This window comes from Paraflavitalea sp. CAU 1676 (assembly GCF_029223285.1).
Taxonomy (GTDB): Bacteria; Bacteroidota; Bacteroidia; order Chitinophagales; family Chitinophagaceae; genus Paraflavitalea.
The window spans coordinates 66,090-79,952 of the sequence record NZ_JARHUJ010000005.1 but is presented as its reverse complement, the minus strand read 5'-3'; the positions used below and the strand labels follow the sequence as shown (position 1 = coordinate 79,952).

The following is a 13,863-nucleotide window of genomic DNA, read 5'->3' as shown; positions in this document are numbered from 1 at the left end:
CGTTAACGCACAACGTTCTATTGCCCCAACACTAGTTACTTTTTCTCTTTAACAAGATTGATGAAATCATCGAACAGGTAGCGGCTATCGTGCGGGCCCGGTGTAGACTCGGGGTGGTATTGCACGGAGAAAGCCGGCTTGTCTTTCAGGCGAATGCCTTCGATCGAATCATCGTTGAGGTTAACGTGTGTGATCTCCACATTCGTTGCCTTCTTCACCGATTCGGGGTCCACACCAAAACCATGGTTTTGGGTGGTCACTTCACACTTGCCGGTCAGGAGGTTCTTAACGGGGTGGTTAAGTCCGCGGTGACCGTGGTGCAGTTTGAAGGTATCGATACCATTGGCGAGTGCAATCAGTTGGTGGCCGAGGCAGATGCCGAAGGTGGGTTTCTTCTCATTCAGGATCTCTTTCACGGTGGCTACTGCATAATCCATGGCAGCGGGGTCGCCGGGGCCGTTGGAGATGAAATAACCATCGGGATTGAATTGTTTCAGTTCCTGCAGGGTAGTTTTAGCGGGGAATACTTTTACGAATGCTCCGCGGTCAACCATGCACTGGAGGATATTCTTTTTCGTGCCATAGTCCATCACAGCCACCTTAACAGCAGCAGTAGCTTCATCACCCATGGTATAGGGCTGTTGGGTAGATACTTCGCTGGCCAGTTCAAGGCCGTCCATGCTGGGCACTTTGGCGAGTTGTTTCTTCAGTTCTTCCACGTCGAGGATCTCGGACGAGATGATGCAGTTCATGGCACCTTTCTCGCGTACGTGTGTAACGAGCGCGCGTGTATCGACACTTTCAATACAAACGATGTTGTTATCGATCAGGTACTTCTCGAGCGAAGCGTTGGCTTGCTTGCGGGAGTACTGTTCTTCGAGGTTACGGCCGATGAGACCGCGGATCTTCACGCTGTTCGATTCTACATCTGTGTCTTTGGTACCATAGTTACCAACATGCACATTGTTCATGATAATGATCTGGCCGAAGTAGCTTGGATCAGTGAACACTTCCTGGTATCCGGTCATCCCGGTATTGAAACAAATTTCCCCGGCAGTTGTACCGATCTTACCGAAAGCTTTCCCAAAGTGTACGGTACCATCCGCCAATAACAGAACAGCAGGTTTTTGTGATGTGGACATGTGTAGTGAAAAATTTTGCAAAGAAAACGATTATTGTATTTATTTGAAGTTAAAATTGTTCACAGTTTGTCCCGGTATTCCCGGTAACTGATTGGGTGCCAGCTTGCTGAGCCTCCCCTGATGGCCTAAAAAAAGCCCCGCAATTAAAATGCGGGGCTTTTATATCAAAAGAAATCAAATCATGCTTATTCGGCAGCTTTGTCTTCAGATTGCGCTTCTTCACCCTTCGCTTCACCAGCTTTCTTAGCGGTTCTGCTACGGCGTGTTTTCTTAGCGGGTTCTTTAGCTTCAGCTTTGCCTTTACCGTAGATCTCGTTGAAATCTACCAGTTCGATCAGCCCCATTTCGGCGTTGTCACCCTGGCGGATGCCGAGCTTAATGATGCGGGTATAACCACCGGGACGGCCGCCGATCTTTTCAGCGATGGTGCTGAACAGTTCGGTAACAGCTTCTTTGTCCTGCAGGTAGCTGAACACTACACGACGTTGGTGAGTGGTGTTCTCTTTACCTTTAGTGATCAGTGGCTCGATGTACTTACGCAACGCTTTGGCCTTGGCGAGGGTAGTTACGATTCTCTTGTGGGCGATGAGCTCGCAGGTCAGGTTGCTCAGCAACGCTTTCCTGTGGGAGGCTGTTCTGCCCAGGTTGTTGTTCTTGTCTCCGTGACGCATGACGTTTAAATTTTACCGACTGTACCGTGTCAGGAATTACAGTCTACTGTTATCAAAAATTAGAGTTCTTCTTTATCCAATCCCAGTTTGCTCAGGTCCATACCGAAGTGCAAACCTCTTTCAGCCAGTACCTGCTCAATTTCTGCAAGTGACTTCTGACCGAAGTTGCGGAACTTCATCAGGTCTTCCTGCTCGTATTGAACCAGTTCGCTGAGGGAGTTGATCTTGGCTGCTTTCAGACAGTTGAACGCACGTACGGAGAGATCGAGATCTTCCAACGGTGTTTTCAGGATCTTGCGCAGTTGCAGCATTTGCTCATCCACCACATCTTCTTTCTTGTCTTCCTTATTATCGAAAGTGATGTTTTCGTCGGTGATGATCATGAGGTGCTGGATCAGGATGCGGCTGGCTTGTTTAACAGCCTCTTCCGGATGGATGGTTCCATCGGTAGTTACGTCCATGATCAGCTTCTCGTAGTCGGTGCGTTGCTCCACACGCGTATTCTCAATCGCGTATTTCACGTTCTTGATGGGTGTGAAGATCGCATCGGTGGGGATATAACCAAATGGAGCATCTTTTACCTTGTTGTCTTCAGCAGGCACGTAACCGCGACCTTTTGAAACAGACAGTTCGATGTCCAGCTTGGCCGATGTATCCAAAGTACAGATCAGCAGATCGGGGTTCATGATGTCGAAGCTTTGTGTGGCTTCGCCGATCATGCCGGCAGTGAATTCGGCTTTGTTCTTGATGCTCAGGGTGATCTTTTCCTGACCGATCTCATGGTCCACCTTCTTTTTGAAGCGAACCTGTTTGAGGTTAAGGATGATCTCGAGTACGTCTTCGGTGATACCCTTGATGGTAGCAAACTCGTGGTCTACACCTTCAATACGGATACCTACGATCGCGTAACCTTCCAGTGAGCTCAGCAACACCCTGCGTAAGGCGTTACCAATAGTTACACCGAAACCGGGTTCCAACGGGCGAAACTCAAATTGAGCTTCGAATTCCGTTGCTTTCTGTAAAACGATCTTGTCTGGCTTTTGGAAATTTAAAATGGCCATATTTTAAAATTTCTGTTTTTTACTTGTTTGAAGGCCGGCAATGCCGCCTTAAACGATGAACATTTGGAATTGCTGTGATCAGAGTACCGGATTAAGCAGCTATTGCAAGCCACTCTTCACGATTACTTAGAATACAATTCAACAATCAACTGCTCCTTAATGTTCTCAGGCACACTTTCACGCTCAGGATAAGCTACGAAAGTACCTTGCATTTCAGTCTCGTTCCAGTCGAGCCAGGAGAACTTTTGGTTCTTGCCACGGAACTGGCTGGTAATAGAAGTGTTTGCTTTATCCTTTTCCTTGATGCTGATGATATCACCGGGCTTCAGTTGGAAAGAAGGGATATTCACTACTTCACCATTTACGGTTACGTGCTTGTGAGATACGAGCTGACGTGCACCTGGGCGGGAAGCAGCGAGACCGAGGCGGTAAACGGCGTTGTCCAGACGAGCTTCGAGGAGCTTGATCAGGTTTTCACCGGTAACACCCTTGATACGGTTGGCTTCTTCGAATGTCTTACGGAATTGTTTTTCCAGAACGCCGTAAGTGTATTTGGCCTTTTGCTTTTCTTTCAACTGGAGAGCGTACTCACCGGGTGCCTTACGTTTCTTGGTAGGACCGTGTTGACCCGGAGGATTGCTGTTCTTGCTGAGGTATTTACCATTGCCTAAGATAGGCTCGCCGAAAATGCGGCAGATTCTTGTTTTTGGACCAGTATAACGTGCCATAATTGTTTAAGTGATTTTTTGGTGTCGGTGCCTGATCAATAAAAATCTTAAAAATAAATCGGGCACCCTGTTTATAAATCGATTTGAATGCATTGTTCCGAAGCGGGGATAACCAACGCTGTGGTTCCCTGGATCGCTTCGATCAACACACTATACTCTTCTCTTCTTGGGGGGACGGCAACCATTGTGGGGCAGCGGAGTTACGTCCTTGATCTGCACTACTTCGATACCGTTTTGAGCGAGACCACGGATGGAGCTTTCGCGACCGGCACCGGGACCTTTTACGTAAACGTCTACTTTCTTAACGCCAGCGTCGAAAGCAGTTTTAGCGGCGTCGGCAGATGCCATCTGAGCGGCATAAGGAGTGTTCTTCTTAGAACCCTTGAAGCCCATTTTACCGGCGCTGCTCCAGGAGATAACCTGGCCGTTCTTGTTGGTAATGCTGATGATGAGGTTGTTGAAGCTGGCCACGATGTGGGCGTCGCCATAAGAGTCAACCTTCACAACTCTTTTCTTCGCAGCGGCTTTTGCGCTGTTTTGTTGTGCTTTTGCCATGATTTGTTAACAGGTAATCTTTACGTTTAAAAATGATCCCGGAGATTTCCGGGACTGGATCAATCCTCCTGCGGTTGCGCTATCCGGTATTGACCCAAATTCGTAGAGACGCAACAAGTTGCGCCTCCTTCTGCCCGCTACAAGTAACTGTAACAGGCAAAATATGAAAACAGAGACACCGTACAACAGTGTCTCTGTAGCATTATTTCTTAGCTGCCTTCTTCTTACCAGCAACTGTCTTACGTTTTCCTTTCCGTGTACGGCTGTTGGTACGGGTACGTTGACCACGAACCGGCAGGCCTTTACGGTGACGCAAGCCACGGTAGCAGGCGATATCAAGCAAACGCTTGATGCTCATCTGAACTTCAGAACGCAACTGACCTTCTACCTTGAACTCATTGGTGATGATGTTACGGATAGCGTTCAGTTCATCGTCATTCCAGGCATGCACCTTCTTATTGAAGTCAATACCTGCTTTACCCAGAATATACTGAGCAGTAGAACGACCAATACCAAAAATGTAGGTAAGACCAATCTCACCCCTTTTATTCTTTGGTAAGTCTACACCGGCAATACGAGCCATTTACTTATTAGTTTATTGTTTTTAGTTTGTTGTAGCGCTCAGCTTTCACTTACATGACCACAGGTGAAGCGATGGATACTACCCGGGGCTTGTAAGCGATTCGCTTTTACCCTTGTCTTTGCTTGAAGCGGGGATTCTTTTTGTTGATCACATACAGCCTGCCCTTCCTCCTCACGATCTTGCAATCGGCGCTGCGCTTCTTAATGGATGCACGAACTTTCATGATATTACTTTTTACTTATTTGTACCTGAAAATTATCCTTCCCCTTGACAAATCGTAGGGACTCATTTCCACTCCCACTTTATCGCCTGGCAAAATCCGGATGTAATTCATCCGCATTTTCCCTGAGATGGTGGCCAATATTTCGTGACCGTTTTCCAATTTCACTCTGAACATAGCATTTGACAAGGCTTCCAGAATTACTCCATCTTGTTTAATCAGCGGTTGTTTTCCCATATTCGTTTAAGGAGGCGCAAAGATAGGATTATCACACGGAAATATGAAATAATAGCTTAAAATTTTCCGTTCTTCCGTGATTTGGCCTACAAGCGGGCAAATATACGTGTAAAATAATTGAAAATCAGGCTGGATTGAGCTCTACTTTGGTCATTTGGTAATAATGGTTCTGTAGTTCATGCACGGCGATGGGTGCCCGCAGGTGCCGGCGATCCTCACGCCACCAGATCTCCATTTCGTTGAAGTTGCCTTTTACGGGGAGTTGTACGCGGAAAGAGTCTTTCTTATACTTCACCGTGCCGTCACCATTCTCAGATCGTTCAAAACCAAGCTTTAAGAGCTGTTCTTCGGTAAGGGGAATGGGGTAAAGATCTTCGGGTTTGAACCAGAATTCCTGCACAGCCGTTTCCACGCAAACTTCCTTGTCTTCCCTGTTCAAGTCAGTAACTGTTCCTTCTTCGAGCTGGCCTTCGTTGTTGGCCATAACGATGTCTCCGGGCTTCAGATCTGAAAATTTAAGCATACGACAGCAATTTTAGGTGAATAAAAAAGACCGCGGACCACAGCAAAGTCACATTGAGAAGGGTTTACAACCTGTCAACAGCGTCTTTGCGTGCTCCGCGGTTTAATCATTTTCTAATTTAACGAAACCCGGGATACCAAAAAAAATTATTGCCGTTAACCCGCGGTTAAGTTGCCCGGAATTGCGCGGGGGCGGTTAGGTAGCCATCGCCTCTCCTGCCGGTTTGGCGCTCAGCGGACGGCCCATTTTATGTTGTACCTGCCTGGCTACGAAGTACATGATCACAGCGGCCACCACCATGGCGATCATGGTTACATAACCCACCGTATCGAAATGACGAAGGCTTTTATCGGGATTCTCCACGATGATCATACCCGAAATAGCAGCGGCTATACCGCCCGATACCTGCTGTACAGAGGAGTTGATGCTCATGAAGGCGCCCCTGTCCTGCGGCTGCGGAATGGCGCTGGTGATAGCGCCCGCCGGGATCATGCGCGACATGATGCCGGTGAACATGATGATATTGACAACCAACAGCATAGCGAAGGTAGTATGCCCCATATTGGTGTAAATGCCGATCATCAGCATACTGAGGGCAGTTCCTACGCAGAAGATCAGGTATTTATCGATCTTGTCGCTGGCGCGGCCGATCAGCGGCATCAGCACCAGCGAGGAGATACCGGTGATGAGATAAAGTTGCGGTAACTGATCCTGGTGAATACCTAAGTTATTGGTAGTGAAAGTACTGGCAAATGGCATGATCATAAAGCCGCCAGTCGCCAGCAGCATGGTGCCCAGGAAGCCAAGCAGGTATGGACGCATGGTGATCGTGTGCACCAAGTGTTCCAGCGGGTTCTTTTCCGATCTGAGCTTAAGGTGTTCCGTAACCGGCTTCATGTAATACAGGATCACAAAGCCGAGTAATAGCCCAAACACCACGATCATCCAGAAGGTAGAGTGCCAGCCCCAGCGGGTGGCCAGGAGCAGTCCGATCGGGATACCCAATACCTGGCTGCCGCCGAAGGCCATCTGGATATACCCCATTACACGTCCGCGCATCTGGATCGGGAACAGGTCGGTTACAATGGCCATGCTGGCCGAGCCTACCACACCGGCGAAGAGGCCGGTGACGATGCGGGCGATCAGCAGCGAATGGAAATCAGTTGCCATGGCACAGAGGGCCGTTCCGATCAGGAAACCGGTGTAGAAGATCAGCAGCAACTTCTTACGATCGTATTTGTCGGCGAAGCCGGCTGCCAGTACGCCCGATATACCGGCGCTGAAGGCATAAGCAGAAACCACCCACCCAAAACGGGCCGGTGTGATGCTCAATTCTTTGATGAGGATGGTGCCGAGCGGTGACAGCACCATAAAATCAAGGATAATGGTAAACTGAAGCAGGGCAAGGATGGCCACTACCAGTTTCTGGTAGGGCGTAAAGCTGAGTTTTTCAGCAATTGGCTGGGTTTGATTCATGGCTATAACGTATCAATTAATAATTAATCGGGCAAAGCTGTACAGTGATAACCCGCGCCCGTTACGAGGTCTATCACCTGCTGCATCGACAACCGGGTGGTCTCGATGCGCAATACATTGTCTGCGTCCCAGTGGTCTACATTCCACCGGAGGATGCCGGATTCCTGGTCGAGGTGCAGCGCCAGCTGGCGTACTTTCTTCCTGGTACTTAGGTCGGTTTTGAATACCAGCACCTGTACGTTTGACCCGGTAGACGTTTGAGTTAGCATGATATTGTTTAAATGAACATTCATTTACTAAATAGGCGGCCCTTTCCATTTTATGGTTGAAGGGGGTGACTTTTATGCAGACTGGCCTTGCGCTGCACACCTAAGTTTCGCGCTTCGGGGTTTCGCCTTCGATTTCGGCTTTCTACTTCGGTTTCGGCATTCGGTTTCAGCTTCGGCTTCGGTTTCAGCTCAGGGTCAGCTTCGGGGTCGAGACCTAAAGCCTTAAGGCTTCAATGCCTTTAATACCAGGCCCAGGGCTTGCTTCATGACCGGCTCTGTAAGCTGGAATTTCACGCCGCTGGGGCCAAGGCCCTGGTTGTGAAACTTCATGAGCTGGTATAGAGGAGCAAAAGCGACAGACCAGTATACCTCGAACGAAAGACGCTGTAATTCGCCATTCTCGATAGCCCGGTGCACGAATGGTCCCAACACACTGCCAAACTTACTCGCTATTCCTACCTGCACTTTGGCGTAAAGGGGCGAATACCGTGCCTGCTCGAGGAACTCGGTTTCGAGCGGGTATTTCATGAAAAACTCCAACCGGTTGCGCCACTGCAGGGCCATCCCTTCGGCAAAGGGCAATTCGGGGTGGAAATCCTTCAGGCTGATGGCCAGCATGTCGTCGACCACGCTGAGACACAACTTCACCAACAGATCGTCCCGGTCCTTATAGTATATGTATAAGGTGGCAGGGGATATCTGGGCGGCCTTGGCCAGCTTCTGCATACTGAACCCGTCAAAACCTTCATTTACAATCAGTTCAATAGCCTTCTGCCTTACCAGGTCTTCTTTTTCAGTGTCACGTGTTCTCATTGGTGGCACAAATATAAGTGAATGTTCATTTACTTATATAGGCCCAAGGAGACTTTTTTGTTGGAGGACCGGACAGCGGAAGTTCCAAAGTGAACATGCCGGGCTTTTTAGAGGCCTGGGTACGCGGGCAGGCAGGGCCCCATAACCGCGGCCGGTTTTGCCAGACCCGGGGGAATTGCTGATCGCCAGCAGGAAGGAGCGGGAGTGGACAAGGTCGATGTCGCCGCATTTGCTACAACAGCTGATCGTACACGCGAAGACACAGTAGCAGACGCGGCCGATGCTGACCCATTACCAGCAACAGCTGATCGCACACATGAAGCAGCCTGCGCTGCCGTAGTCGCCTGGAGCAGGCGACTACGGCAGCGCCCCTACCCTTCTACTTTACGCCGTTCTCGGCGGGGCTTACGAGATCATCAAGCATATCGGAGATCACGGATTTATAGTTATTGATAAAGCGGGTGCGGAAAGCCGTTTGGCTACCCTGCCTGGCGGAGCTGAGGAGATCCTTCAGTTTATCGAAATCCATATAAGGGGCATATGCCTTGTCGTTGAACTTGAGCCGGGAGGTTTCGTATTCACTGATCACTTCGCCGAGATAGTGCTCCATTTCCTTCATACACGCCTGAATGTTTTCATCATTGGCATAATAGGACACATGGGCTTTGTTGGAATTTATTTCCTCGCGTATCCCTTCAAGTTCGAGCTGCAGGTCGTTGATCACTTCCATATACTGCGCATAAGGCTTGATGTAAAGATTGGCATTCACTACATTCTTATCATTGTAGGCAGTAGACAATGCCTTTGCGCGCAGCATACGCCTGGCTCCCTTCGTTTCATTGTAGATATGGCTGATTCGCCGGATGATGTCTTTCTTCAACTCGTTCTTGTTGCGGATCACTACCCGTTCCGCATCGCGCTGCTTCTCCATGCGTACACGCTCTTCCTGTTCGGCGCGCAGTTGTTCATTCCGTGCGCGCTCCAGTTCAAGCTGCAATTGTTCGTGGTACCGTTGACGCTCAGCCTGCAGACTGGCCTGACTTGCGGTGTACTGCGTCAGCACCAGTGAAAAGATAGAACCGATCACCCCCACAGCTATCACCTGCAACAGTACGACGCCTATTTCCCGGCCGAACGAGTCCTTTTGAAGGTCGAAGCAACATTGGAGCAATACAAGGCCTGCCACGGCTGCGAGCACCAGCAACAAGAGGAATACAACGATCTTTTTGAGTGGCGATTGTTTTACTTCCGTCAAGGCTGCAACGGTAGTAGTGTTCGAAGAGCGCATAAGATAAGTATTTAGAGTTTAGTTTAACGGTGTATAGGTACGGGCAGGTAACTGCCTTGCCGTAAGGCGGAAGGAATACTAAAAGGGGGGGGGGAAGCAAATTCAGGAAAGAAAAGATAGTAAATATACCGGTAACCACAAACGAAGCAGCAATAACTTTTACCAGGAACCGAACACATTACAGGAAACCGCCAACCGTACCTGTTTGGAGACCTGAGCGCGGGGACTTTACTTATGCAAACGGGTCGGGGCAACTGATTGCATCAGTTGCCCCGACCCGTTGATGAACTCCACTATAACAAGGTGGCGATCTGCTTATTAATAAAGCCGATCTCTTCTTTTGATAACTTAACCTCTATCGCCCTGGCGTTCTGCACAGCCTGCTCCGCGTTGCGGGCACCTGCCAATGCCACGGTAATGGCTGGTTGTTCGATCGTCCAGCGAAGTACCAGCTGTGCGAGCGATGCCTGTTTTGTTTCGGCCAGTGGCTTCAGCGTATCGAGGAACGCATTTACTTTGATGATGTTCTCTTCGGTGTAAAAGCGGTTGCCCTCCCGGGTATCACCTTCGTTGAACTGGTGGCCCGGCTTTATCTTTCCGGTGAGCAGGCCGCGCTGCAGCGGGCTATAGGCAATAATGGACTTCTTATGCTCCAGTATATAGGGCACCAACTCCTTTTCAATATCCCGGAACACCATGCTGTAAGGCACCTGGTCTGATGCCAGGCTGAAGGTTTTAGCTGCTTCCTTCATTTGCTCAACCGAATAGTTACACACGCCCGCTTCCCGGATCTTTCCCTGTTGCTTTAGCAAAGCCAGGGCTTCCATGGTCTCCGCGATCGGGGTAGTAGCATCGGCCCAGTGTATCTGGAACAGATCGATGTAATCGGTTTTCAAGCGGCGCAGGCAGTCTTCGCATTCCTTGATCACACTGGCTTTGGATGCCAGCTTGTACATATCGATCTCATTGCCGGCGTTGTCTTTGCTCTTGAAGAAGAACTCCCCTTCCTTCACATCCCACCGCAGGCCAAACTTCGTGAGCAGCTGCACCTTATCGCGCGGTATCGATTGAGTGGCTTCGGCCACGATCTCTTCGCTGAGGCCCTGGCCATAAGCGGGCGCCGTATCGATTGACGTTACGCCTGCTTCATAAGAAGCCTGGATCGCTTTCAATGCATCCTTTCTATCGGCTCCGCCCCACATCCATCCACCAATGGCCCAGGCGCCAAAAGTGATGGCTGATAATTGCAGGTTTGTTTCTCCTAATTGTCTGTATTCCATGGTATCCGTTTGGCAGCAAAAGTAGCCATTAATTAGTATGGGCGAACGACTGCCTGAAGTCGAGCGGAGAGGTGCCGGTATGTTTCTTGAAGTATTTACTGAACTGGTATTGATCGGCGAAGTTCAGTTCATTGCTGATCTCCTTGACTGAAAGATCAGAGAACTGCAGGTATCGTTTAGCTTCAGACACAATGCGGCTGTCGATGATCTCTTTCGCCGTCTTTCCGGTAAACTGCTTTGTGATCGCTGTTAATTTCCGGGGCGCAACGCCCAGGCCGGCGGCATACTGCGCCACCTCGTGAAGGGCGGCAAACCGTTGCTCTACCATTTCAACCAGGCGTTCGAAAAGATGATAAGCGCCCAACTCAGCCCTGTCGGGCTTCAGTGCAGCAGCCTTCATTTGATCGATCTTGATGAGCAGCACCTTTGTGTAGGCCGCCAGCAATTCGGTTTTAGCGGAATAGTCCGCTTTCTGAAACTCTTCAACCATATTTCTCATCAGCCGGGTAATTTCCATGGCTTCCTCGCCCGTAGGACAGAAACGTGCATTGATGAGCAGGTTATTGAAAAGGGAGTTCCTTAAATTCCTGATCCCTGAAGGAGCATAATGCCAGAAATTGTCATTGAAGCAAAGCATGTATCCGCTTACAGCAGTACTATTTACAATACTATGTACCTGCCCCTGCGAAATAAGGAAAAGATCATTTTCGGTAAGCGGATATTTTACGCCATCGATATCGTGTACTCCATCTGCTTTGGTAAACCAGAGTATCTCGAAGTACTTATGCCGGTGCGGGATCTGAGACACCGGAAAACTATTCTCAAAGTAACCGAGGTAGAACATCCCCTTGTGAACTTGCTCTTCAATAATATGACTAATCCTTTGCATCCTGCCTGACTTTAAACTTCGATTAAAGGTACACTAATTCCCAAATGCCTTTTTTGACATCCCTTTTGCTGGTTTGCCCATTTTATAAGTACAGGCGTTTTGCCAACTTTAGCGCGAAAAAAAAAAATACAATAACACCGGTCAACACCGGATAGAATAATTCTCTATGAATAAGATCAGTGAACCGCGGTCCTCTCAACTGGATAGATTCCTTGAAACGGGCCTTACAGCCTTCAACAAAAGCATTTCTAAAAGATCGGCGCATGTTCGTTCGCTTCGCTATCTGCCAGTTAATTTGTTTGGCGCCGTAATGGGTATAGCCGGTCTCTCCCTTGCCTTGCGGCAGGCAAGTGCGATCTATGGGTTTAGCAGCAGCTGGGCTCAATACACGAGCCTGCTGGCACTCCTGGTATTTATCACGCTGGCGATTGCTTATATAACCAAGGTAATTTTCTTTGCGGGCACAGTAAGAGAAGAATTCCACCATGCGATCGTCGGCAATTTCTTCGGCACCATACCCGTTTCGATACTGCTGTTATCAGCTGTGATACGACCCGATCATCCACAGGCAGGTCAATATCTTTGGATCAGCGGCGTGTTCATGACGCTCGCCCTCAGTTACATTATGGTAAAAAGGCTCATCAACAACCGGCAAGACCTGCTCCATGCTACCCCTGCCTGGCTTATCCCCGGTGTAGGTACGCTGGATGTGGTGGTAACCGGCAAAAGTCTGCCCTATAGCTGGAGTACAGAAGTGAACCTGCTGGCCTTTGCCATTGGTTCGATGCTGGCTCTCGTGTTCTTCACGTTGATCTTTTCAAGGTTGATGCACCACGATCCCATGCCGCAACGCCTTACCCCCTCATTGATCATTCTGATCGCCCCCTTTGAGGTAGGGTTTCTTGCCTACATCAACGTAACGGGGCGGATTGACCTGTTTGCTTCTACCCTATTTTATTTCGGTCTTTTCCTGTTTACCATCCTTTTCTTCAAGGTCTTTACCCGTAAGCTACCCTTCATGATCACGTGGTGGGCTGTAGGGTTTCCGCTGGCAGCACTCAGCAATGCCGCTTTGAAGTATGCAACCTATGTAAACTCCCGGCCACTATACCTATTAGCAGGATTGATCCTGTTTATCCTGATCGTTACCATCCTGCTCATACTGGCGCGTACCCTTGTTTTGCTGGCACGCGGCCAACTTTTACAGGAAAATAAATAGATACATACAGGGCTGTCGGTTTTGTTCTATTTCCGGAAAGGAGGGGCTGGTAGTTTTGGTAAAAATTAGCAGTCATGAAAACAATCAATGCAGCCAACAGGATCCTCGTATTGGGCAGCACCGGTAAAACCGGCAGCCGTGTGTATCAAAAGCTTCAACAGCAGGGTGTAACGGTGCGACCGGGTTCGCGCAATGCACCCTTGCCTTTCGATTGGGACAATGCCCAAACCTGGGCGCCGGTGCTCGAACATATCGATGCCGTGTACATTTCTTATCAGCCCGACCTTGCCGTGCCTTCCTCTATTCACTCTATTACGGAGTTTACACAATTGGCCGTAAAGCACGGTGTGCGAAATTTGGTATTGTTATCGGGACGTGGTGAACCGGAAGCGCAAGCCTGCGAAGAAGTGATCATCCATTCGGGGGTAGACTGGACAATCATCCGGGCCAGCTGGTTTTGCCAGAACTTCAGCGAAGGTTACCTGATCGATCCTATCCGGCAGGGCCATGTGGCGTTGCCGGTGCCAACCGTTGGTGAACCCTTTGTCGATGTGGATGATATTGCAGAAATAGCTGTTGCCGCTTTTACACAGGATGGTCACCACCAACAGATCTATGAGGTAACCGGCCCCCGCCTGCTTACCTTTCAGCAGGCCATTACTGAGATATCCATCGCTACCGGGAAGCGCATCGTATACGAAGGCGTCACGATGGATGATTATGCGGGCATGCTGACGGAATATGGCGTACCGGGCGAGTACATCTCCCTATTGTCTTACCTTTTTACGGAGGTGCTAGACGGAAGGAACGCGCATATAACCGATGGTGTAGAGCGTGCACTCGGTCGAAAAGCCACCGACTTCTCTACGTACGTAGAAAAAGCGGTAGCTGCCGGTGTATGGAATTAGG

At 49.4% G+C, this 13,863-nt stretch carries 17 protein-coding genes; 2 read left to right on the top strand and 15 right to left on the bottom strand.

The window, feature by feature from the left end; translation table 11 throughout:
• Window positions 1-35: 35 nt before the first annotated feature.
• The 15 genes from carA to P2H89_RS16740 all read right to left on the bottom strand — a co-directional run bounded on the left by carA (window position 36) and on the right by P2H89_RS16740 (window position 11,735).
• Window positions 36-1,142: a glutamine-hydrolyzing carbamoyl-phosphate synthase small subunit gene (gene carA / locus P2H89_RS16810; protein WP_275828920.1), complete on the bottom strand. Its 1,107-nt coding sequence runs from the start codon at window positions 1,140-1,142 to the stop codon at window positions 36-38.
• 185 nt (window positions 1,143-1,327) lie between these two features.
• Window positions 1,328-1,813 carry a 50S ribosomal protein L17 gene (rplQ, locus tag P2H89_RS16805; RefSeq protein ID WP_275828918.1) on the bottom strand — a complete coding sequence of 162 codons (486 nt, stop codon included), beginning with the start codon at window positions 1,811-1,813 and terminating at the stop codon, window positions 1,328-1,330.
• 59 nt (window positions 1,814-1,872) lie between these two features.
• Complete coding sequence (locus P2H89_RS16800) at window positions 1,873-2,874, bottom strand: DNA-directed RNA polymerase subunit alpha (RefSeq protein WP_275828915.1); 1,002 nt, start codon at window positions 2,872-2,874, stop codon at window positions 1,873-1,875.
• A gap of 122 nt (window positions 2,875-2,996) precedes the next feature.
• A complete protein-coding gene (rpsD, locus tag P2H89_RS16795; protein ID WP_275828913.1) occupies window positions 2,997-3,602 on the bottom strand; it encodes a 30S ribosomal protein S4 in 606 nt (201 codons plus the stop codon).
• A gap of 150 nt (window positions 3,603-3,752) precedes the next feature.
• On the bottom strand, window positions 3,753-4,157 hold the full coding sequence (rpsK, locus tag P2H89_RS16790; RefSeq protein WP_275828911.1) for a 30S ribosomal protein S11: 405 nt from the start codon (window positions 4,155-4,157) through the stop codon (window positions 3,753-3,755).
• Window positions 4,158-4,359: 202 nt separating this feature from the next.
• Window positions 4,360-4,740: a 30S ribosomal protein S13 gene (gene rpsM / locus P2H89_RS16785; RefSeq protein WP_275828909.1), complete on the bottom strand. Its 381-nt coding sequence runs from the start codon at window positions 4,738-4,740 to the stop codon at window positions 4,360-4,362.
• Window positions 4,741-4,846: 106 nt separating this feature from the next.
• Complete coding sequence (ykgO, locus tag P2H89_RS16780) at window positions 4,847-4,963, bottom strand: type B 50S ribosomal protein L36 (RefSeq protein WP_010519235.1); 117 nt, start codon at window positions 4,961-4,963, stop codon at window positions 4,847-4,849.
• Between the two features lie 15 nt (window positions 4,964-4,978).
• Window positions 4,979-5,197 carry a translation initiation factor IF-1 gene (gene infA, locus P2H89_RS16775; protein WP_119054088.1) on the bottom strand — a complete coding sequence of 73 codons (219 nt, stop codon included), beginning with the start codon at window positions 5,195-5,197 and terminating at the stop codon, window positions 4,979-4,981.
• 124 nt (window positions 5,198-5,321) lie between these two features.
• Complete coding sequence (locus tag P2H89_RS16770; protein ID WP_275828863.1) at window positions 5,322-5,720, bottom strand: hypothetical protein; 399 nt, start codon at window positions 5,718-5,720, stop codon at window positions 5,322-5,324.
• A gap of 195 nt (window positions 5,721-5,915) precedes the next feature.
• Window positions 5,916-7,196, bottom strand: coding sequence for an MFS transporter (locus tag P2H89_RS16765; RefSeq protein ID WP_275828861.1), 1,281 nt, complete (start codon window positions 7,194-7,196; stop codon window positions 5,916-5,918).
• Window positions 7,197-7,219: 23 nt separating this feature from the next.
• Window positions 7,220-7,465, bottom strand: coding sequence for a hypothetical protein (locus tag P2H89_RS16760; RefSeq protein ID WP_275828859.1), 246 nt, complete (start codon window positions 7,463-7,465; stop codon window positions 7,220-7,222).
• A 222-nt stretch (window positions 7,466-7,687) separates the two neighbouring features.
• Window positions 7,688-8,278: a TetR/AcrR family transcriptional regulator gene (locus tag P2H89_RS16755; protein WP_275828857.1), complete on the bottom strand. Its 591-nt coding sequence runs from the start codon at window positions 8,276-8,278 to the stop codon at window positions 7,688-7,690.
• A 379-nt stretch (window positions 8,279-8,657) separates the two neighbouring features.
• On the bottom strand, window positions 8,658-9,566 hold the full coding sequence (locus P2H89_RS16750) for a hypothetical protein (protein WP_275828855.1): 909 nt from the start codon (window positions 9,564-9,566) through the stop codon (window positions 8,658-8,660).
• 293 nt (window positions 9,567-9,859) lie between these two features.
• Window positions 9,860-10,846: an aldo/keto reductase gene (locus tag P2H89_RS16745; RefSeq protein WP_275828853.1), complete on the bottom strand. Its 987-nt coding sequence runs from the start codon at window positions 10,844-10,846 to the stop codon at window positions 9,860-9,862.
• A 28-nt stretch (window positions 10,847-10,874) separates the two neighbouring features.
• Window positions 10,875-11,735, bottom strand: coding sequence for a helix-turn-helix transcriptional regulator (locus P2H89_RS16740; RefSeq protein ID WP_275828851.1), 861 nt, complete (start codon window positions 11,733-11,735; stop codon window positions 10,875-10,877).
• 166 nt (window positions 11,736-11,901) lie between these two features.
• Here P2H89_RS16740 and P2H89_RS16735 point away from each other — a divergent pair, with 166 nt between their 5' ends.
• Both P2H89_RS16735 and P2H89_RS16730 read left to right on the top strand, forming a co-directional pair.
• On the top strand, window positions 11,902-12,954 hold the full coding sequence (locus P2H89_RS16735) for an SLAC1 anion channel family protein (protein ID WP_275828849.1): 1,053 nt from the start codon (window positions 11,902-11,904) through the stop codon (window positions 12,952-12,954).
• A gap of 74 nt (window positions 12,955-13,028) precedes the next feature.
• Window positions 13,029-13,862: a hypothetical protein gene (locus tag P2H89_RS16730; protein WP_275828847.1), complete on the top strand. Its 834-nt coding sequence runs from the start codon at window positions 13,029-13,031 to the stop codon at window positions 13,860-13,862.
• Window position 13,863 lies beyond the last annotated feature (1 nt).